The organism is Sulfobacillus harzensis (assembly GCF_012933365.1).
Taxonomy (GTDB): Bacteria; Bacillota; Sulfobacillia; order Sulfobacillales; family Sulfobacillaceae; genus Sulfobacillus_B; species Sulfobacillus_B harzensis.
Genome location: NZ_JABBVZ010000060.1, coordinates 1 through 21,648, shown reverse-complemented (window position 1 = coordinate 21,648; position 21,648 = coordinate 1). Strand labels below are relative to the sequence as shown.

18 protein-coding genes are annotated in these 21,648 nt (G+C 57.0%); all 18 read right to left on the bottom strand.

Translation table 11 applies throughout. The annotated features are described in order from the left end of the window. Positions 1 to 633: 633 nt before the first annotated feature. Positions 634 to 1,737, bottom strand: a complete 1,104-nt coding sequence (locus HIJ39_RS15045; RefSeq protein ID WP_169101130.1) for a CoA transferase — start codon at positions 1,735 to 1,737, stop codon at positions 634 to 636. 17 nt (positions 1,738 to 1,754) lie between these two features. Further along, positions 1,755 to 2,945 (bottom strand): CaiB/BaiF CoA transferase family protein, encoded by a 1,191-nt coding sequence (locus tag HIJ39_RS15040; protein ID WP_169101129.1) that lies wholly within the window; start codon positions 2,943 to 2,945, stop codon positions 1,755 to 1,757. Positions 2,946 to 2,959: 14 nt separating this feature from the next. Next, entirely contained in the window at positions 2,960 to 4,117 is a 1,158-nt protein-coding gene (locus HIJ39_RS15035; RefSeq protein ID WP_169101128.1) for an acyl-CoA dehydrogenase family protein, read from the bottom strand. A gap of 12 nt (positions 4,118 to 4,129) precedes the next feature. Then, the gene (locus HIJ39_RS15030) at positions 4,130 to 4,909 is read right to left on the bottom strand and encodes an enoyl-CoA hydratase/isomerase family protein (protein WP_169101127.1); all 780 of its coding nucleotides are present in this window, start codon (positions 4,907 to 4,909) and stop codon (positions 4,130 to 4,132) included. Between the two features lie 16 nt (positions 4,910 to 4,925). Further along, positions 4,926 to 5,840 (bottom strand): hydroxymethylglutaryl-CoA lyase, encoded by a 915-nt coding sequence (locus HIJ39_RS15025; RefSeq protein WP_169101126.1) that lies wholly within the window; start codon positions 5,838 to 5,840, stop codon positions 4,926 to 4,928. Next, positions 5,837 to 6,679 (bottom strand): IclR family transcriptional regulator, encoded by an 843-nt coding sequence (locus HIJ39_RS15020; RefSeq protein WP_169101125.1) that lies wholly within the window; start codon positions 6,677 to 6,679, stop codon positions 5,837 to 5,839. The genes HIJ39_RS15025 and HIJ39_RS15020 overlap by 4 nt, the downstream gene beginning before the upstream one ends. Next, positions 6,676 to 8,043: an MmgE/PrpD family protein gene (locus HIJ39_RS15015; protein WP_169101124.1), complete on the bottom strand. Its 1,368-nt coding sequence runs from the start codon at positions 8,041 to 8,043 to the stop codon at positions 6,676 to 6,678. Before HIJ39_RS15015 ends, HIJ39_RS15020 begins: the two co-directional genes overlap by 4 nt. A 10-nt stretch (positions 8,044 to 8,053) precedes the next feature. After that, positions 8,054 to 9,415 (bottom strand): MFS transporter, encoded by a 1,362-nt coding sequence (locus tag HIJ39_RS15010; RefSeq protein ID WP_169101122.1) that lies wholly within the window; start codon positions 9,413 to 9,415, stop codon positions 8,054 to 8,056. Between the two features lie 377 nt (positions 9,416 to 9,792). Continuing rightward, positions 9,793 to 11,232: an aldehyde dehydrogenase family protein gene (locus HIJ39_RS15005; RefSeq protein ID WP_169101120.1), complete on the bottom strand. Its 1,440-nt coding sequence runs from the start codon at positions 11,230 to 11,232 to the stop codon at positions 9,793 to 9,795. Next, positions 11,229 to 12,188, bottom strand: a complete 960-nt coding sequence (locus tag HIJ39_RS15000) for a P1 family peptidase (protein ID WP_338055191.1) — start codon at positions 12,186 to 12,188, stop codon at positions 11,229 to 11,231. Before HIJ39_RS15000 ends, HIJ39_RS15005 begins: the two co-directional genes overlap by 4 nt. After that, a complete protein-coding gene (locus HIJ39_RS14995; RefSeq protein ID WP_169101118.1) occupies positions 12,185 to 12,958 on the bottom strand; it encodes an SDR family NAD(P)-dependent oxidoreductase in 774 nt (257 codons plus the stop codon). Before HIJ39_RS14995 ends, HIJ39_RS15000 begins: the two co-directional genes overlap by 4 nt. Further along, the gene (locus HIJ39_RS14990) at positions 12,958 to 14,259 is read right to left on the bottom strand and encodes a M20 family metallopeptidase (RefSeq protein ID WP_169101116.1); all 1,302 of its coding nucleotides are present in this window, start codon (positions 14,257 to 14,259) and stop codon (positions 12,958 to 12,960) included. Before HIJ39_RS14990 ends, HIJ39_RS14995 begins: the two co-directional genes overlap by 1 nt. Positions 14,260 to 14,307: 48 nt before the next feature. After that, the gene (locus HIJ39_RS14985; protein WP_169101114.1) at positions 14,308 to 14,856 is read right to left on the bottom strand and encodes an ECF transporter S component; all 549 of its coding nucleotides are present in this window, start codon (positions 14,854 to 14,856) and stop codon (positions 14,308 to 14,310) included. Between the two features lie 43 nt (positions 14,857 to 14,899). Beyond that, a complete protein-coding gene (locus HIJ39_RS14980; RefSeq protein WP_169101112.1) occupies positions 14,900 to 15,721 on the bottom strand; it encodes an energy-coupling factor transporter transmembrane component T family protein in 822 nt (273 codons plus the stop codon). After that, positions 15,718 to 17,472 (bottom strand): energy-coupling factor transporter ATPase, encoded by a 1,755-nt coding sequence (locus HIJ39_RS14975; RefSeq protein WP_169101110.1) that lies wholly within the window; start codon positions 17,470 to 17,472, stop codon positions 15,718 to 15,720. Before HIJ39_RS14975 ends, HIJ39_RS14980 begins: the two co-directional genes overlap by 4 nt. A 397-nt stretch (positions 17,473 to 17,869) precedes the next feature. Continuing rightward, the gene (locus HIJ39_RS14970; RefSeq protein WP_275107346.1) at positions 17,870 to 18,556 is read right to left on the bottom strand and encodes a FadR/GntR family transcriptional regulator; all 687 of its coding nucleotides are present in this window, start codon (positions 18,554 to 18,556) and stop codon (positions 17,870 to 17,872) included. Positions 18,557 to 18,797: 241 nt separating this feature from the next. Then, positions 18,798 to 21,194, bottom strand: a complete 2,397-nt coding sequence (locus HIJ39_RS14965) for a DEAD/DEAH box helicase family protein (RefSeq protein WP_169101106.1) — start codon at positions 21,192 to 21,194, stop codon at positions 18,798 to 18,800. Then, a complete protein-coding gene (locus tag HIJ39_RS14960; protein WP_169101104.1) occupies positions 21,184 to 21,498 on the bottom strand; it encodes a nucleoside triphosphate pyrophosphohydrolase in 315 nt (104 codons plus the stop codon). The genes HIJ39_RS14965 and HIJ39_RS14960 overlap by 11 nt, the downstream gene beginning before the upstream one ends. Positions 21,499 to 21,648: the final 150 nt, after the last annotated feature.

The following is a 21,648-nucleotide window of genomic DNA, read 5'->3' as shown; positions in this document are numbered from 1 at the left end:
AAATGGCCGCCCACCCCAGCGAATTTTGACACCCGTCCGCGGAGCCGTCCGGGTCAATTTTTGAAAAAGCTCCTAGGACCACCGCTAGGCCGGTGGCCAACGCGCCCATCTGAAGCGCGGCACGTGAAGTTGTCATTAGATCTGCCTCCTTGAGGACTTCATTCGGAGAGGAAAGAACCTACGGCCAAACTTCCAGCCATTGGCTGTTTATAAAGAATACCGCGAAACGTCAGATGAGTTAAGGCTAACCTTGTTCGAATCTCGCGTTTTTGCACGCAACGTCTCGGCCCAGCTTAGTTTTCCTCGACTTAGCCGATTAAACGCTCCTTCCCCCCTATTCAGACAAGGAAACAGGCCCGGTCGTGCCACCGACCCTGCGTCGAGATTCGGACCCGGGAATACCCTCGTGTTTGTGCAAACGCCGGGCATCCCCAGCACGAAATTGACCGAGGCTCACGTGGAAAGACGGTCCGGGCCAGTCAAGTTTTCGGTTAAGGCCAACACAAGATTCTCATTCCCGCCGACGTCGTCCTCCCCCACCAAGCCGTCCGCCCCGGGTAGCGCGAGTTCCCAACGTCTAGGTTTTGGCAGGGCAGAACTCCATGATAACGTCACGAGTCCGCCGCTGCAGAATTAGAGGGGTGGAACACGCACCAATGAAGGCCGATCTCCGTCTATCACCAAGGGCAATCCTACTGACTTAAACGCGTTGCCAATGGTTGGATGACAAAGAGACTGGACGATGCCGACCTCCTCCAATTGCGTACTATGAGCAACATCCGCCGTAGTGCTGACCCGGGAAACAGGAATTCCCGCCCCCTTGAGTCGATCTTGCCAATAATCTGTGGTTTGGGTTCGTGTTACCTTAGAGATTCCGTCATTTAATTCGACTCGGTTTCTTACCCTGTCGGCATTGGTGGCAAACCGTGCGTCGCTGGGCCACTCCGGGTGACCTAAGTTCTTGGAGAGAATCCCGAAAAGACGGTCGTTTCCCGCTGCAATTACCAGCCATCCATCAGATGTTGGGTAGGCTTGGTAGGGCGAAATGCTCGCTGTTCCCGATCCCCACCCATGAGGCGACTCCCCGGAGGCCCAATACGAGGTCAGGTGATACGTCATCCACGCGATTGCTGTCTCAAACAATGACCCCGTCACGCGATGGCCTTCGCCAGTCTCATCACGCATGCGAAGGGCTGCCAACACCCCAATGGCAATCCATTGGGCACATCCCATGTCAATCACGGAAACGCCCACCCGGGACGGTTCTTCTCCGGGACGACTATTCACACTCATAATCCCGGTCAAAGCTTGCATTAAGGGATCATAACCTGGCTCGTTCTGGAGTGGGCCGGCATGTCCGAACGCAGTAACTTCCGCATAAATCAGGCGTGGGTATGTGCGATGAAGGTCATCCCAGCCAAGCCCTAGTCTCTCCATCGCGCCGGGCCTCGCACTCACCAAGATGACATCGGCATTATTTAACATCGCCCGAATTTGGTTCTGTCCCGCCTCCGTTTTTAAATCGCAGCGCACTCCCCGCTTGTTCCGATTCAAGGCCAGGTAGCTGGCACCATATCCACCCCAGAAGGGCGGACCCCATTGGCGGGTGGCATCACCCCCGGGCGGCTCAATCTTCATCACGTCCGCTCCTAACTCAGCCAAAATGACGCCCGCATAGGGACCAGCCACATTCTGCGTCAGATCCAAAACCATTGTGCCCTTTAATGGCCAGTTCACCGTTTCATCCCCCGCCTTCATTTATCCTTGTTGTCACCCATACGCTCCCGCTCACTGCCAACCAGGCGAAGAACTTCGTCCGTGTGCTCCCCCAAAAACGGGCCACGTTGATGCAACGTCGGCGTCTCCCACCATCCCCGTATTGGCGCCGTTAGGCTACGTACGGTCCCCAGCGTTGGATGCTCATACTCCGCAACCAGCCCACGCTTGGCAGGAACCGCCCCGCCTTGTAACGCCTCTGATACGGAGTTAACCGGTTCACAAGGGACCCGACCCTGAAGCTTCTGAAGCCAGACGTAAGTTGTCTCCTTTCGGAACCGCTCGGCGAGCGACGAGATTACCGTGTGTCGATTTTCTTGGCGACTCTTCATCGTCGGAAAGTCATGCGCCAATTCCGACATCTCCATTGCCTCGCATAGATCGCGAAAGAATTTATCTTTGACGCAAGCAATCACGATGTGCCCGTCGGCGGTCTCGAATTCTTGGAATGGAACCACCGAGGGGTGCGCGGAGTGTGCGAGGCGTTCGGGAGACCAGCCACGGCTCATGTTCCATGTTCCGATGTACCCTAGTAGAGAAAGCGCCGTATCGTAGAGTGACGTTTCCACATCGCCCCCGCATCCGGTGGCCTGAGCCTGATGATAAGCGGATACAGTCGCTAAGGCCGCGAATAGCGCGGCTGTCAAGTCGACTAGCGATAACCCGGACTTCAACGGGTACATCTCGGGACCGCCGGTCAAGGCCATCCATCCAGCCTTGGCTTGAAAGAGATAGTCATACCCGGGACGTGTAGCCTCCTCCCCGCGTGTTCCATAAGCGGAGAGCGTCACGCAGACAATTGCCGGATTGACCTCTTTGAGATGTCGATACGTTAGCCCCAATTTGTCGCCAACATCACCCCGGAGATTGTTAAAAACAACGTCACTCTGCGAGGCCAGCGCCCGTAGGGTTATTTGTCCTTGTTCTGAGGCGAGGTTGAGTGTCACCGACTTCTTTCCCCGGTTGTGGGCCTCGAAGAACAAACTATTTTCCCCATCTGTGAAAAGGGGTGGTACACGGCGCCCCACATCTCCGCCGTCAAGGGGATTCTCAATCTTTATTACGTCAGCACCTAAATCACCAAGAAGTTGGGTGGCATATGGACCGGCCCCATATTGAGACACCGTTATCACCCGCATGCCCGAAAGCGGAGGTCGTTTGTCAGTCATCATGCCCCTCCTTCTTAATACGACCGTGGCATTCCCAACACGTGCTGGGCTACATAGCTCAACACCAAGTTGTTGGAGATGGGGGCGACCAACGGTAGTCGCGCTTCCCGGAACTTCCGTTCAATATGGTAATCGACTGCGATTCCATAACCTCCAAACGTCATCATGGCCGCATTAGCCGCCTTCCACGAAGCTTCCGACGCTAAATATTTGGTCATATTGGCCTCGGCGCCGCATTCCTGTCCTTGGGTAAATAATGCGGCAGCCTGGTTTCGCATAAGGATGGCAGCCTGCAGATCCATATAGGCTTGAGCAATGGGAAACTGCACCCCTTGGTTCTGGCCGATGGGTCGGCCAAACACGTGCCGTGATCCGGCATACTCGACCGCCTTATCCACGAAGTACTGCCCGTCTCCAAGACACTCAGACCCCACCAGAATTCGCTCCGCATTGACGCCGCTCAACAAATAGCGAAAGCCTTTGCCTTCTTCGCCGATGCGGTTCTCGACCGGAACCAAGGCATCGTCGAAAAAGACCTCATTAGTCTCGTGGTTGATCATGGTGCGAATCGGTTTGACCCTGACCCGATCCCCCTGTTCTCGAAGATCCATCACCATCAGAGTTAAGCCATCGGTTTTCTTGAGAACCTTATCTCGCGGGGTCGTACGGGTAATCAATAGCATCAAATCGGAATGCTGGACGCGTGAGATAAAAATCTTTTGGCCGCGTACGTGATAATAATCCCCCTGACGCTCAGCAAATGTCGAAATGTTCGTAGTGTCTGACCCAGCAGTCGGCTCCGTAATGCCAAATGCCTGCAGCCGCACATCACCGCTGGCTATACCAGGAAGCCACCGCTGCTTCTGCTCCGGAGATCCGTGCCGCAAAATCGCACCCATGGTATACATTTGCGCGTGGCCCGGCGCCGCATTTCCGCCCGAACGATTGATCTCCTCAAGAACAACGGCGGCTTCAAGTATGCCGAGACCACTACCGTCGTATTCCTCCGGAATTAAAATGGAGAGCCATCCATCACGGGTTAAGGTCCGGATGAATTCTTCGGGATAGGCATGCCGTTCATCTAAATCCCTCCAGTACTCTTCCGGAAACTGAGCGCACAGTTGCCGGACAGCGCGGCGAATTTCATCGACTTGAGATTCTTGCTGATTCATGATGAGGCCTCCCTAGTAGATATCAAGGAACTTTGGAGCCCGGCGCTCGTTAAAGGCGCGCACGCCCTCTTCACGGTCCGGGTGGACAATGGTCCGGTTGTAGCATTCCAGCGACATCTCCACGCCTTCCTCAACTGGCATGTCGATCCCTATGCGGTAGGCTTTTTTGGCCATTCGTACGGCAAGGGGCGAATTACGGGCGATGAGGCTTGCGGTTTCCATCACGGCCGATAACAATTCCTCCGGCTGGGTGACACGGTTCACGAACCCGTAGTCGCGCGCTTCCTCCGCGGAAATGTGGCGTCCCGTCATGAGAAGCTCCAGAGCGATTCCCCGTGGGGCGAAACGTCCAACCGTCTGAGTCCCCCCCACACCGGGAATAATGCCGCGGGTTACCTCGGGAAACCCGAATCGGGCATTCCTAGACGCATAGCAAAAGTCACCGCTTATGGCCATTTCAAATCCACCCCCTAGGGCATAGCCATTCACTGCAGCAATGACGGGTTTGGGGCAGACCCTTAACTTGCGGTGGACCTCTTCGAACAGTCGATGTTGGCGGGCCCATTGCTCCGGCGTCATACCATTTCGCTCTTTAAGATCCCCACCGGCGCTGAATGCCCGACCGGCGCCGGTAATCACAAGAACGCGGACGGTTTTATCCTCGATAAGCTCATCAAGGACCTGATTCATCACCATGCCGAGTTCCGTGTTAAACGCGTTCATGACGTCGGGACGATTAAGTGTGAGCAGGACGATCCCCTCGTCGGCTCTTTCTTGCAAAAGAATTCCCATAACAACTCCCCCTGTCTTAAATGTCGGCTGGTAACGGATGCAAGTCACTCGTCTTTCCGGCCCGCATCACTTGGCTCGGAAGATCGTGGCCTAGCTCTGTTTGCAAATCCTGGGCAAGGACGATGAGGGCATCCAAATCGATCCCGGTTTCGACGCCCATTTCGTGAAACATGTGCACGGTATCGACGGTGTCGATGTTCCCCGTAGCTCCCGGTGCAAAGGGGCATCCGCCAATGCCACCAATGGATGCATCAAAGTGGTTCACGCCCTCCAAGTAGGCGGCATAAACGTTAGCCAGTCCCATGCCCCGGGTGTTATGAAAATGAAGGTGTATTTCCAAGTCTGGATGACGCTCCCGGACCGTGCTCACCAGTCGCCTAACCTGTTGCGGATTCGCCATTCCCGTGGTATCAGCCATGACCACCCCACTGACTCCAAGGCTTAAATAGCGGGCTATCACGTCGAGTACTCGTTCCGCCGGCACGCCCCCTTCAAAGGGACACCCAAATGATGTCGCGATACCGCCAATCACGCGGACCCCATGTTTCTGCGCAAGTTCCACAACCGGTTGGAATCCGGCCAAAGTTTCGAAGGTCGAACGTTTCAAATTAGCACGGTTGTGGCTTTCGCTCGCCGAAACCACGAGATTGAGCTGATCCGGCCGGGTTTTTAATGCGCGTTCAGCGCCCCGAAGATTAGGAACCAACACCGCGTATTGGGTAGAATCTTGTCGCCTGATGGTGGCCATCACTTCTTCAGCGTCAGCCATCTGCGGAACGTAACGAGGATGGACAAACGACGTGCTTTCAATGCTGGGAACCCCGGCTTCCGCTAGTCGGTTAATCGTCTCGACCTTTATCGCCGTTGAGACTGGAGCCGGTTCAATTTGGAATCCATCGCGCGGTCCCACATCAGTGATATAAACCTTCATGATCGTTCGCCTCCTTCAAAATCGCGGAGGGGATAAGCCCCCTCGTAACCCAGTGCCCGTGAAAGCTGACGTCCGCTTGAGGCCAGCGGAATCACCCATTGAGGTACTTTTGCCCTTGCGAACGATGTGATCGGCCCGGTCACCGTAAGTGAGGCCGCCACACGGCCGCCCGCGTCCGCCACCGGCACGCTAACGGAAAAGGCGGTGGGTTCCCGCTCAGCGACAGACAAAGCCCATCCCATTCGACGGATGCGGGCGCATTCGCGTTCAAGATCCGCACGGTTGGCAATGGTGTGGGGTGTTAGCTTGCGAATGTGGATGTCGGACAAGATTGCGTCGCGTTGCGCCTTCGATTCCCACGCCAACAGCACTTTGCTTGGCGCTCCCGCATAGATGACCGCCACCTGGCCGATGCCGACGAAACGGCGTTCACCTTGGTCGGCCTCCTCCAGGCCTACCACCACTCGAAAAGCGCCCTGTCGGACGCAAAGAATCGTCGTGAGCCCTGTGGCGTCGCGGAGTTCCTTCAGCACGGGACGGGACACATGCTCCAACGGCTCATTCATAAGCTGACTGTAGACATAGGCAAAGAGACGGCTGCCGATTCCGTAAAGCCGCCCTTCGCGGCGCACCATATGGTGGTATAGCATGGATTGCAGTAGGCGGTGGCAGGTTGGCTTGGGAATACCCGTCACCCGAACAATTTCTGTCAGCGACAATAGGGTGTGCTGTTCGAGACAGTCGAGGATTTCGACCACGCGGTCAATCACGGTGATGTCTTGAGCAATCACACGCGATGCACCAAGAATAATGCGTGCCTCCTCCTCGTTGACACTCATTGAACGTTCGCCCCCAATCTTAAATGAGATATCCACTCCCGATAACGGGCCGTCTCCTGGCTTCTCCTCGCTGCGGCTATGGCTCCTTGAATTTGACTATCAGCCAGCATGCCTCGGAGCATCGAGTGCACCTTGGCATCAAGCTTTTTGCCGACAATGGGATTTTCCGGATCTCCTTCGGGGTTCAATACCTCTGTTTCACTGACCGAACCGTCCCGCCAAGTAATCGTCACCGCTCCGGGCATTTTCTCGGGCATTAGGGCGTTGTAATGGGTGCTTTCCTCCACGTGAATTTTTTCGAAAAAGTCCTGAACCTCGCCGTTTATCGGAATCGAGGCAAAGGAGTGTATTCCCACATCTCCGCTAACCCACGCCAACGCGGAGCAATAACGCATGCTAAATTTGGCTTCCTGTGGCGTCTTGGGGTTCGGATGACCCGCCACCCGGATGGCCGTGTTGAACGTCCTAAGCAGCACCGACTCGACCTCGTGGGACCTCCCCGGATCGCGCAAAGCCATGACTGCATCGATGGACGGATGAGTAAATCGGCAAGACGCCCATCGTTTTCGTGAGATGCCCAATATGGCCGGGGGCGTATCACCCAAGCCCTCCGTCAAGAGCGCAGGCTTCGGCTCGCGCGACATGGCCCGGAGCATTCCCTGCTCCCCTTCTAGGATGCGATGGGCACCGCTAAATCCCTCCCGGGCGGCCAGTGCCGCCATTACGCCATGAAGAGCGGCCATGCCCACGTGATACGGCTTGGTGAGTGCCCCATCAGCATTGAATTGCCAGAGACCAGCCGCCTCGGTGCCGGCGTTGCCCAGCGCCCAGGTCGTCTCCTCCTCGTTAAGGTCCAGAATCACCGAAGCCGCGGCGGCAGCGCCCAGGGATCCGGCCGTGCCCGTCGTATGCCACATCTCGTAATGGCTGGGATTGACCGAACGGCCGACCCGGATGGCAACCTCGTATCCCACCACCACCGCTCGGAGAAAAGTGTCGGTATCCAACGCTGGGTCGTCATCGGCTAATGCCATGGCTGCGGCCACCGTAGCCACCCCGGGGTGGATATAGGCGGTGCGCTCGATATCGTCCAACTCCAACACATGGGAACTGGCTCCATTCAAAAACGCGGCGTCCAAGGGGTGCCCCCGATCACCATGCCCGGCAATCCATGCGTTTCCCGACGTCCTTGGCTTCGCCATACGGAACAAGGGGGCAATTCGGATATCGGGCGCTCCCGCGATGGTGCACGCCACCCAATCCAGCACCGCTTCCTCAGCCATCTCACGAGCCCCAGGATATTTCCAGAGATTTTGACTGGTTTTGGCTCCATACTGTGCCAGTTGTCGTGTTTCGTCGGACATAGGTCCCTCCTTACTTGGCGATGCGCTCCAAAGATCGCCTTGCCGTTTTCTCGCCAAAGATCCCGATTAGTAGTCCTTCTATGAGGAAAGCCGCTGCCACGTAGAGAAACACCGAGAGATACCCGAAGGCGGAAAAAATGGCTGCTACCAAAACGCCTCCGGCCACATTGCTCAGCCGGCCGAGACCGTCGGTAAATCCCGCACCCGTTGACCGAACCCGCGTGGGGAAAATTTCGGGTGTGTAAGTATAAAGTAACGCGGTTTGCGTCTGCAACAATGCCGCACACAGAAATCCGAAGATGAGAACCGCTGCCACATTAAAAGCCAGCCCGTAGAGAATGACAAACAGAGCCACGATGCTGTCTAAAATTAGAAGCCCCGTCTTGCGCCCCACCCTGTCTGTAATCGGCCAAGCCAACAATGCTCCTGGGACGGCCCCAAGACTAATGATGGAAGAATAGGTCAGACTCTGAATTACCGAATACCCGTGCTCTACCAACAACGTTGGGACCCACGCGACAAAGCCATAGAACCCGAGAATCCCAGCGATCCATGCGAGAGACAGCACAATGGTACGCTTGCGCAGATCCCGGCCAAATAGCTCGCCTACTCTCACGTGGACGGTCAGTTCGACGGGCTCCGGTTCTTGGGGAAGTGCCAGTGCGTTACCCGTATATCTTTCGATGGCCTGCTCCAAGTGTGTCAGAATGGTTTCTGCCTCACCACTGCGCCCTCGAATCTCAAGCCAGCGTGGCGACTCGGGAAAATCCCGAGCGACGAAGATGGCGACAACCAATCCCACCGCCCCTAACACAAACACCCATCGCCATCCGTTCGGGCCCATGGGCACGACTAGCCGCGCAAACCACGCCATCATGGGAATCCCTAAAAGGCCAATGGCCAAGATCAGCGACTGGTATCGCCCGCGGACATCCTTAGGGAACATTTCGCCGATGTAGGTAAGGCCAATGACGGTCATCCCCTCCATCCCCACACCAGTCAACATGCGGACAATTTCAAGGCCAGCAGCGCTGGTCATGGCCGCATTCAACAAGGAAAAGAAGGAGTAGAACACCGTTGCCCAAATTAGCGCCTTGCGGCGCCCCACCATGTCTGAGAACCAACCTCCCAGCCACGCACCTAAGAACATTCCAAGAAACGATGCGGAGGTAATGACCCCAATGGTTCCCACCGTAAGATGCCAATACTTGATGAGCCCCGGGGCCGCATAGCCAAAGGTATTCAGGTCGCCAAGCTCAAAGAGAAAAACCAGAGACAACAGCACAATGAGTTTTGTGTGGACACGGGTGATGGGGAGGCGATTAATCCGTGCAGCAATCATGCCTGATGATTCTGCTGGGGCCACACTCATGGCGAGAACACTCCTCTCAGAACTGTGCTTCTTTTCCCATTATTGCAGCACAATCCTGATTCAGCCACGGAAATGGCCATTTGTCTCACCAGGCGGAACCCCATATGGATCGAGGATCTGGGCAAGTGTTAGTCGCTCGCCGACCGAACATCTTACGTTCACGGTTTCGGGTCGGCTATTATTGGTTCTTCGTCATGCCCGCGTACAAAGAGGCCCGAACGTTTGGCCAGTGCAAACCAGAACGGAGAGGATATGCAGGTCCCTTCGTGTACAGCATATGCTGCGGAGCGCCCCCCATCCACAAGAACTAATAAATACTAGTCCGTCCCCGCCCGCCTTGATGGGCGACGACGCCACAGTCAACTGCCGACTCCCCGTTAGTCCTCTTGCCCGTCCATGAATACGGCCACATTCTTCACTTGGGTGTAATGGTATAAGGCCTCCATCCCCTTTTCCCGTCCGTATCCGCTATGGCGGTAGCCTCCGAATGGCATTTCTACTCCACCCCCTGCACCATAACTGTTAATGAACACTTGGCCTGTCTGAACCTTGGTTGCCACTCGGTGAGCCTGAGCAACGTCCTTCGTCCATACAGCGGACACCAATCCATATTCCGTGGCATTAGCCAGCTCCACCGCTTCGGATTCGCTGGAAAATCCGGTTATGGAGGCCACAGGACCAAAGATCTCCTCATGAAACACGGGATTGTCCGGGAGCACACCATCGAGAAGCGTCGCCGCGACAAAAAATCCTTGACTCTCGGTCCCCAGTAATCCTTCCCGAATGGTTGCCCCCCGTTGACGCGCCAATTGGATGTAATGTTGGACCCGCTCCTTTTGGCGCTCCGAAATCAGCGGCCCGAGATCGGGATCAGACGGACCTGGTCCAATCGACAGCCGCCCCACTTCCTCCGTCAAACGTTCGACCAACTCGCGCTTGATTCGGTTGTCAACCAGGATTCGCGATCCAGCAGAGCAGGTTTGTCCTGCGTTTTGAATGAAGGACCGGAGAATGATGGGAACCGCGCGGTCGAGATCGGCGGACGAAAAAACTATGTGGGGAGACTTCCCTCCCAGTTCCATGGTCACCGGCACAACATTAGCGGCCGCAGCTTGAGCCACCCGACGGCCAACTTCGAGGGACCCCGTGAAGGTGACGTGATTAATGCCGGGATGGGCCGCAAGCGGCGCCCCCGCCTCTTCCCCGATCCCTGCAATGACATTAACGACGCCAGGTGGCACTCCCTCTTCCGCACAGATCCGGGCCAAGGTGAACAGGGATACGGACGCTTCTTCCGCGGGTTTAAGCACCACCGTGTTGCCCACCGCCAACGGTGCGGCGATCGCACGGGAGCCAATCTGAAGCGGGTAGTTCCACGGGATAATATGGGCAACGACGCCCAGGGGCTCCCGAAGAGTGTAATTGAGGAAGGGCCCGGGAACGGGAATCGTTTCTCCGCCGAACTTGTCAACCGCGCCTGCGTAGAATTCAAAGTAACGGGCGGCAACCAACACATCGGCCCGTGCCTGGGACAAGGGCTTTCCGGTATCGATCGACTCGATGTGCGTCAAGTTGTCCGCTTCGCGCGTAATTCGTTGGGCGATGCGGGACAAAATTCGTCCCCGTTCCAGGGCATCGCGCGCTGCCCAGGCGGGAAATGCAGCGCGGGCGGCCAACACGCCCGCGTCGACGTCCGGAGTCGATCCGCGCGGCAATTCTGCAAAAGCTTGGCCGTTCGACGGGTCAATCGCCTCAAACCAGGTTTTCGTGGCCGGCGCCACCCAATCTCCCCCAATAAAGTGGTTGTAACGCGTCATTGTTCTCTTTCCTCCTCCGCCATCGACACGCGGACAGCCCGCCGGACAGCCAGCGCCACAGCATAGGCCGCTAAGGCGCCAACGCGCCCCACATCGTCGGCCCGCTCACCGACTGACACGGCGAATAAGGTGTCGCCATCCCATGGCGTATGGACCGGCTCTATCGCCCGCGCCAAGCCATCATGGCTCATCCGCGCGACCCGGCCGAGCTCAGCCTTGGAAAACCCCGCATTGGTCACCACAAGCCCAATCGAGGTGGCACCCCCGGCACCCAGTGCCGGACGAGGATAAGCCAGCAAGGCCAGGGTGCTCTCCGGTCTCTCCCCGGTCCGCGGTCCAGCCAGTATCGTTCCCACCTCATCGACAACGCTCCCCACGGCGTTGACAACCACGACCGCTCCCACAATCAGCCCGTCTTGGGTAGTAAGGGTGACGGCACCTTGGCCTCCCGGCATCGCCAAGGACGGACCCAGAATCTTCCCCACGGTGGCGCCGGTTCCCGCTCCATGCCGTCCCTCAACCACCGTTTGGTTGCCGGAGTTGGCCTCCATGGCGGCCGCCTTTCCATCGTCCACGGTGGGCGCCTCAGGTCGTCCCACGCCCATGTCAAAAATAGCCGCGGCTACCACGATAGGAATGCGGACGGGTCCCACCTCGACGCCGCGGTTGAGTTGTTGCAGCACTTCGACCACGCCATCAGCGGAACGGAGTCCGATAGCACTGCCCCCCGTCAGCACCACCGCATCAGGCCCGGGAATGGTATTGGTCGGTTCCAGCACGGGGGTCTCCCGGGTCGCTGGAGCACCGCCACCCACATCCACCGACCCACGGGCACCGGAGGGCAAAACGACCACGGTCGTGCCGGTCTTGAGATCCCGACGGGTGACACTCCCTACCCCAACGCCCGGAATCGCGAGTATTCCGGGCAACACAGTCAACGCATCCTCAACGTTCACAGATTCCTTCCTCCATCCACGTCGAGAATCGTTCCCGTGAGCATCCGCGCCCTATCAGATGCCAAGAAGCACACGGCCTCGGCAATATCGCCAGGCTGGGCCAAGCGCCCTAATGGCACCGTCTTCCGAAAAGCTTCCAGTATGTCGTCCGGATTGTCGGTGGTGCTCCCGGCTGCCGCTTGAAACTTCGGCAGCATGGGCGTATCGGTCGCCACCGGCGACACAGCGCACGCCCGGACGCCATAAGGTGCCCATTCCAACGCTAAGGCCCGAACGAACGCAATGACTGCGCCCTTGGTCGCCGAATAGACTTGAATGCCCGGACGCGGACGCACCCCGGCTGTTGATGCGGTCGCCACGAAGACGCCAGCTTTCTGGGATTTAAATACCGGGGCTGCTGCTTGGGCCAGATACACGACCCCTCTGATATTGATATCCAAAAGACGCTCGATGTCGTTGCCGTCAACCGCCTCGAGCGGTGTCGCCGCTTGCGGTATCCCGGCATTAGCAAAAGCGATGTCCAGTTTTCCATAGTGTGAAACCGTCCGTTCGACCAGCGAAACATTGTCCTCTTTTCTTCGCACATCCAACCCTATCGCGATAGCTTTCCCCCCACTCTCTTGAATCGATCGTGCAACGGATTCGGCACCCCGCATCTCGATATCCGCGACCACAACCGCCGCGCCCAATTCTGCCAAACGCTCGGCCGTGGCCCGGCCAATGCCAGACGCCCCACCTGTAACAACCGCTACTTGACCATCAAATTCCATTACGATCGCCTCCCCGTGTGACTATCCGTGAAAAATCGATAGGCTGAATCAGCGAAGATCACGGTGGCATCCCGCAATTGCGCGAGACTGACCCATTCATCGGCTTGGTGCGGGACAAACCGGTTGCCAGCCCCGGTTGTCACAATAGGAATGCCAGCATCCCACAGCCAGGTTCCGTCGGTTGCCCCCGGCACCCCGCTGAAGACGGCCGCCGCGTTTAAGCGCTCCGCTACAGCCGCCGCCACTGCCCGCACAACAGCATGGTCTTTTGGCGTATCGGTCACCGGCCGATCATCTACCAGTATCAGTGATGCGCGGTACAATCCGGCATCAATCGGCTCTTCCAATCGATCGCGGAGCGCTTTCACGCGTCCCATCCGCACGCTGTGATTGGCTTCCTCGATTACGGAGTTCAGCCGCTCTTGAATACGGGCGATAAGCTTTTCATGCGATTGTCCCACGATGGTCCGGATGTCGAGGCTAATGGCCACGGCATCGGGGACCACATTAAATCCTCCCACCCCGGACAGCGGCGCTTGAATCTGTGTGGGCGTAATGCTGGGCCAACCCAGCAATGAATCAAACCCGACACTCTCTTGCTGATACCGTTCTTCCTCGGCCATCGCCTCGATAAAGCGGGCAGCCACCGGCAAGGGATTGTTCCCTGTCAGCGGCATCGCGCCATGAGCCATCTTCCCACAGATTTCAACCCGCAAGCGAAGTGCACCCTTCTGACGGATGCAAACTTGGGCATCTTCGGGTTCGCAACAAACGGCCGCCTCCACATCGTGCGCTCGACCAGAAGCAATGTATTCCCGGATTCCGCTCATCATCCCTTCCTCATCGACGGGCACCAGCAACCGAAGAGTCCCAGCAAACGCTCCGTCGGTGAGCCGAACAAACTCTCGCAAGCCGATGTATGCCGCTACCAAATTGCCTTTGGTGTCCGCTGTTCCCCGGCCATACAAGCGATCGTCCTCTTGGGTCAGTTGAAAGGCAGGCCGCGTCCAGTGACTTAAATCACCGGCGGTCACCGTATCGGAATGGGCTTCAAACAACAAAATGGGGCCGGGAGCCGAACCCTTCCATTCAATCTCCAGATTTGGGCGCCCGGGCGAGACCTCCCACGTTCGGAACGCCAAGCCATCGGCCTTGCACCAAGCGGCCACCCGCTCCATCACCTGCGACTCCGTCTGTCCATCTTCCACAACACTGGGGGTCTCTACGAGCTCCGCCAGCTTCTCGACAATTTCCTCCGTCCGAATCCGTGACATCAAACGCGACTGAAGAGATGCCTCCATCGAATCCTCCTCTAAATCTGAGGCCCGGCGGACCGGGCCTCGCTTGGTTTAGTCGCTGACACTCGAGATTTTGGATTTCCCGCTGCCTAATTGCACCCGGTTCCACGCCGCGCAGACAGCGACTGTCAAAATGACCGACAAGATGGCCTCGGCGATGGCTTGGGGAATCACCGTGAGCATCTGGTGAAAGGTGTAGTAACCGCGGAGAATAATGGCTCCGACCACGAACACAGTATTGGATAGCGAGCCCACCAGCCCTGCGAGTCCATAAGCCATAATTTCGTTCTTTTTGCGCACGGCGATATACGCCAGGTATGGGGTAATACCGATGAGGAGTCGGGGAAGAATCGACACCAGCGGATCTTTAAACATCGGAACCGTGGCGCCAAGGAAGGAGGACAAGCCGAAGATAAACCCCAAGATGACACCCACCGGCCATCCCTCCAAGACCGCTCCAATATAGACCGGAACACCCATAATCGTGGCATTCCCAGCTACGTTCGGCACGGGAATGTATCCCAGCCGTGTTACGCCAAGAAGAATCGAAATGGCTGCCAATACGGCTGCGACCACAATCTTCTTTGTTGTCAACTTCATCGATTTCGTCCTTTCCTCATGACTTGTGACGACGCCTGTTCTCTTAAACGACAATCAACCCGACGCATAGAACAACCGCGATGCCGAGTGCCACCCAGTCGCGGAGCACCAAGTGGTACTGACGATAGGCGGTTCGTTCCTGATTGGGTACGTACCCACGCGACTCCATGGCTATGACCAAGTCTTCAGCTCTGCGAAGTGCGATGAGAAATAGCGGGATGATGAGCGGCAATCGAGCTCGAGCCTGCGCCACGATGTTCCATTTGGGTGCCTGGGTCAACCCGCCACCGCGCGAGGCCTGGGCTTTCATGATGCGCTCCATTTCCAGGGCAAACGTCGGAACAAACCGAAGCGCAATGGTCATGATGAGAGCCAGTTCGCGGGTGGGAACTTTCAAATACTGCAAGGGTGAAGAAATTCTTTCCATCGCCCGAGTCACGTCGTTAGTTCGTGTCGTCAATGTAAAGACACTGATTAACAGAATGAAGTCAATCAATCTCAGCAAAGATGTCACGGTCAAGCGCAGAGAGTACGTGCTCACATGCAAGACCGCATAGTGCCATAACACCGTGCCTTTCACAGGTGAAAATAGAAGTTCAAGCAGCAACAGGGCGATGATGAACCAGAGGGCCGGGCGAAGGCCTGACAGGGAATACCCAATGGGAACCCCCGAGAGAGCCACCAGTCCCAACACAATCGCGAAGGCTAATGCATTAGCCAAGTAGTTGCTGAGAAAGGCAATGGTAAGAATCAGAATGATAGCGCTGAAAAGCTTTACCGCCGGATCCAGACGGTGCGCGATGGAATGGCCGGGCAAATACTGCCCAATGGTAATGTAGCGTAAGAGCTCAAAGTCTTCCGTCATCGGAGGTCTCCTGATGTTTCTCGTGCGGGAAGAATATCCATGCTGTTCAACAAAGAATCGACGACGGCTTCAGGCGTTCTCCCAGACACCGCATAGCCGTGCTTCCTCAATTGTTGTTGCAGACGCAAAATCGAAGGCACCTCAAATCCATGGCGAGCAATGATATCTGGCTCTTTGATGAGCTCGTCCACCGCATATGTTCCCTGGGTTTCCGCGTCCTGCATCATGACCACGCGATCAGCCAAATCGAGCACTTCTTCAAGATTGTGGGTGACGAACACCACCGCCACGCCCTCCGCCTTCAGACGGTGCAGCCGACGAAACAAATCCTGCGCGGTAGCCGGATCCAAACCAGCCGTTGGTTCGTCTAGCACCAACACCTTAGGCTTTAAGGCGAGCACGCCAGCTAACGCCACACGACGTTTCTCGCCCCCCGACAGGGCGTAAATGGGCCGGTCCATAAAGGCCTCAAAGTCCAGACCGACCATTTCCAACCCGTAGCGCACCCGCTGCCGGACTTCCTTGAGTTGGAGTTTCAGTTGCATCGGGCCATAGGCCACATCGTCGCCGACCAGTTGTTCGAACAACTGATCCTCCGGATTTTGAAAGAGCATCCCCACCTCACGGCGGACCTTCGGGATGTTGGCGTTTGGTTGTCCCAGATCGACTTCAACGGCAACGACAGTTCCCGCTTGCGGCCGATAGATTCCATTGAGATGCTGCATGACAGTGGACTTCCCGCTCCCGGTCGCCCCGACAATGGCCACCGCTTCCCCTTCATGAATGATAAAGTCAGCCCGTTTGAGTCCCTGGTGTGCCAGCGGTGTTCCGCGTAGATACTCGTGAGCCAATTCCCGAACCACAATGCATGGGGCCTCTCTAGGACTTTCATGGTCGCTTGATGAGTGCTCCCGATGAGGCGCTGGCCGGGTACTCTCTAGAACAGCCATCACCACTTCCTCGACATCTGTGGCCTCCGCTGGCACCCCGGGAACCTTTTCATGAAGAAGCCCGGCAACCTGCGAAATTAGGGGAACATCCAGATTCAGCTCCCGAAGACGCTGGTTCTGCTGGAACACTGCCCGGGGGCTGCCCGACATGACGACGGAACCGTCATGCAGCACGATGACATCATCGGCTTCCAACACCTCGTCCATGTGATGTGTCACCGCAATAATGGTGGTCCCCTGATTATTGAGTTGCCGGACAAGCCTTAGGACTTCTCGTCTTCCGCTCGCGTCCAACATACTGGTGGCCTCGTCCAACACGACGACCGGTTGGTCCATGGCAAGGGCTCCTGCGATGGCCAAGCGTTGCTTTTGCCCGCCTGACAGAAGATGGGGAGGACGTGTCCGGTATGGCCAAAGGCCGGTTTGCTCCAAAGCCAGCGCGACCCGTTCAGCAATCGCATCGGGAGGCATGTTGAAGTTTTCGAGTCCAAAGGCCACATCATCTTCCACGGTGGTCGCCACAATTTGATTGTCTGGATGCTGGAAGACCATGCCCACGCGTCGCTTGATTTCCATCTTTTTGGCGTCGTCGCGGGTATCGATGCCATCTACCGTCACCGTACCGGTGGCGGGTAGGAGAATTCCGTTGAAATGCCGGGCAAGGGTTGATTTCCCGGAACCATTGGCTCCCAACAAGGCCACGTACGCGCCTCGCGACACTGACAGCGAAACGTCCCGCAAGACCGGCGTACCCTCCACGTAGGAAAAGGTCACATGATCGACGGCAATGATGTTATCCAACAGATTACGACTCCCCTTTTCATCACTCCGGCCCCTTCTTCCAACCAGCGGATCAACAACAACTCGAAAACATTCCCGGGCGAAACCGTGTCCACCAACATTACCGAGGCATCGACCTCCGATAATCCGTGGCCACTTCCTCCAATATCGCATCCCATGACCTGCTCGTATCGTTGGGTGCATTGGATTTGGTCTCGCTGGTCCCCGGGGGCCCACTCCTTGTGCAATAAATCGTCACAAAGGAAGCCGACAACACCTTCCCGGGGATAGGAGAAGACTTACAGTGCGCGCTACGCGGCCGGTAGGAACAACCATACCAGAACGTGGAAGCTCCCCAACGACCCCAGAATACCAGAATGTTCCGGTGATCGGAAGACTTAATACAAAAATTTTTCTGTCAAATACCCGAACTCTCCGTATCCCCCAATCGAGTTCCGGGAATTAGGATCTTCATCCGTTCGGCGGTGTCGTGCAGGTGAACATACATGAGCTGCGATGCCCGTTCTCCGTCCCCATCGCATATGGCGCGATACAACTCCCAATGCTTTTGATGCAAATCGGCCAAGGTTCCCGCAATGGCACGCGACAACTTCATTGTCGCCTTGGTATGCTGGGATAGCGATCCGATGACCTGTTCCAGGACTTGGTTGCCGCTCGCGCCAGCGATGGCCAAATGGAATTCGAGATCGGCCCCTAAAGCCTCCTCCCAGTCTTCCCTCTGCATTCGCGCCAAGCATCCGGCCATCACCGCAAGATGGTCATCGTTTCGATTCACCGCCGCCAGGCGGGCCGCAGAAACCTCCAGCAACTGCCGAACAAACAGGACCTGGCCAAGATCGGGCGATTCCTCCGGCATCGACTTGGCGGCCACTTTCGACGGTCGGACATAGTACCCGCTCCCATGCCGAACGTCAATGATGCCTTTCGCAACCAGTGCCGCGAGTCCCTCACGAATTGTGGATTTACTCACCTTCAGCACTCGCGCCATCTCCTGCAGGGAGGGCAATTTATCATTGGGTTGATATGCCCCTTCGCGAATGAGCGACAAAAAATATTCGGCAACCTGATTGGACCGTTTCGTCAATGCAATTTTAGAAATATGCCTCCCCCCTCCCCATGTATTTTAGAGCAAGCCAAAGGGCGCCGACATAACATTCGTTCTTTTTTGGGGTCCCCAATACTTGGACGAACCCGACAGCATCCCGAACACGGGCAGCGTCATTGACGACGACGGAACGCACCAAGGTCAACCTGCCCGGTGTTCCCAGGCCGCGTTACAGCAGCATTTTAGACACACGCGGGTGATCCTTGAAGTCATCGAAACATTAAGTGCCGGTCCGTTCGTAGAAGTAGCGATGAAGCCGATACTCCACGATTTCACGGGTCCATGCCGCAATGCGCTCCGCATCGGCTTGGGTGTCCGCGGGAACGCGAACGCTCATAGACCGGTCGTCCAGCTCAAAATAATCGGGGGCGCTTTGCGCCAAATGATGCATGGGCATCTCCGCAATTTTCGATGCGACGACACCCGGCCGAAACGGGGCCTGAAAGGCCCGCTGGGTGTCCACGTCGCCGTGGCGATAGCGGGCGGCATGAAGGTACTCGAAGAACGGCGCCGCAGCGTCGTTGGCGGAAATGGCATTAGTCCACCTGGACCCCCGCTCCAGCATCACCTGCAGCAATACCATTTTGTAGCTTTTCTGCATCGTTGTCCGTTCAATCGTGTTGAGCCACCCTTCTGCCCGCTCCCAGGTCCGAAATTCATCCGGCGTCAGCTCATCCAAAGCCTCAAGAAATCCCACATAAGAATGAAAGGTTTTTCGAACCAAGCCGCTATCCACGCCGCTTTGCAGGTGGAACTCGAGGTATGTGGGACGCCGACCCAGCTCCGCCTTCAAGGCCAAGTAGGCGTGGCGCAAGAGCTCTTTTGGCGCCGAGCGGCGCCGCCGAAGCTGCCGCAACAGTTGAATGACCTCGAAATCCAGTTCAATCTCACAATCCTTTGGCAAACCTTCTACCGCCATTTGGCGGGTTGCCGCCGTCAAAGACGCGATGCCTAACGCCTCAAGGCGCCGGTCCACATGGCGGTAGTTCCCTACCAGATCGATGATGGCACAGCGCGTTTTGCCTTGTGTTAATCTGAGCCCCCGTCCAATCTGTTGCAGGAATACCACCATGGAGTCGGTCGGACGCGCCAGCAAAATGGTATCGACCGCCGGAATATCCACCCCTTCGTTGAAAAGATCGACCGAGCAAATGACATCAACCGCACCTTCGAACAGTTGGGATACCGCTCGTCGGCGCTCTCCGGCGGTGGTCATCCCGTCCACGTGTAGCGCTCTGACTCCGGCATCACGTAATCGCTCGGCAAGATAGCGACTCTGAGACCGCGACGAGCAAAAGACCAGCGTCCGTTGGCCGTGGTACCGCATCCAGGCATCCACCACCGTATCCCCATAGCGACCTTGCAGTTGCGCCTTCGTGAGTTCCCCCTCGTCGTAGTGCGTTCCCCGCCAGGTCACTTGGGTGTAATCGATGGGATCCGCAACCCCGAAATAGGAAAAGGGGGCCAGCCATCCGCGGTTAATCGCCTCGGAAAGGGAGACTTGATACACCAAATTGCCGTCGCAGAGCGCATACACATCCTTGTTGTCGGCACGGTCGGGGGTTGCCGTGAGTCCAAGCAGATACTGGGGGCGAAAATACTGCATGAGGGCTTGATAGGAGCGGGCAGCGGCATGATGAAACTCGTCCACCACGATGAGATCAAATCGCGCGGGGTTGAAGCGCTCGCGGTGCCGCTTGGCGGCGAGCGTGTAGACCGACGCAAACACCAAATCGCCACCTTCTTCACGTTGGTGTCCGTCGTAGCGGGCGATACTTTTGTCCGGGATCACCGCCCGAAAAGTGCGTTCTGCCTGCCGCAATATCTCCTCGCGATGGGCCACAAAGAGCACCCGTTGAAACTCTTTCGCAAATAAGGCGGCCAAATAGGTTTTCCCAAGCCCCGTCGGCAACACCACCAACCCCTTCGAGAATCCCTCCTGACGCGAGAGGCTCAAGGCTTCCAAGGCTTCCTGTTGAGCCGGTCGAGGATCCCAAGCAACATCGGGGGCTGCCGGTTCATCCGTGTCCGCGGGCAACTCTGGGGAGACCTCCACGACGTTCTCCTCGGCTTCTGAAACCTCACGCCAGGCCGCCTTGGTCTCTTGGGCGTCCCGCTCCGCCTGATAGGCGGCAATGGTCACAGGGTTAACCGGCTCAGTGGATTCCGCATAAAACAGCTCGAGAAATGCGCTGAAGGGATCGGTGCCGTTGAACTCTGCATCCTTGACCTTTAGATTCCATTCCACGCCCGATGTCAGGCCGCTTCGGCTTAAATTCGAGGAGCCGACGATGACTTCCGCATGGGCGTCTGTTTCGAATAGATAGGCTTTCGGGTGAAAGGACCGGCCAAAGCTCCGCCAGAGCCTAAGTTCCAGGTTGGGGCCCAAATTGAGGAGCATCCTGAGGGCCTCCGGCTCGGTAATGTAAAGGTAGTCTCCTGTAAGCAGCTTGACTTCACCGCCGGCATCGAGAAAGCGCCGCAACTGCCTCATCAAAGTGGAGAGTCCCGAAACACGCAAAAACGCCACGACCGCGTAAAAGGTGCCCGTCTGCGTCAAAGCCTGATCGATATGGGAGAGCAGGTCGCCCCGAATGAGTTCGGCTTTATTCGACATCGATCAGATAAATCCGTTCCAAAAACCCGCCACGTCGCGCGGCCTTTTCGGCTCGGACAACCTCCAATGCCTCGGGGCTGGCACCGTGAACGGCAGCCAAGGCCCGTACCACTTCCATCACATCGGCGAGCTCTTCGACCGCCGACACGTCCGTGTTGGCCGACAGATATTCCTGGCACTCTTCTTGCAACTTGTCATGCAGTGCGGCCACGTACTCCTTGTCATCCAATCGCCGCGTCCGAGGACGTTCGCCATGGGCGGAAATCAGTTCGGGGATGCGGTCTCGCACCAGCTTGGGCGTCATAGCTTCGCTCCTTTTTGGCTTTCAATAGGAGTTCGCGACGGGGGACCAAGTTCCTGCCTGAGGGCCGACCCTGGCAGGGATTCGTCAAAGTCAGGTTGACTGAAATGATAGAGCAGACGACTAACCCTTGACGACCGCAGTGGGACATTA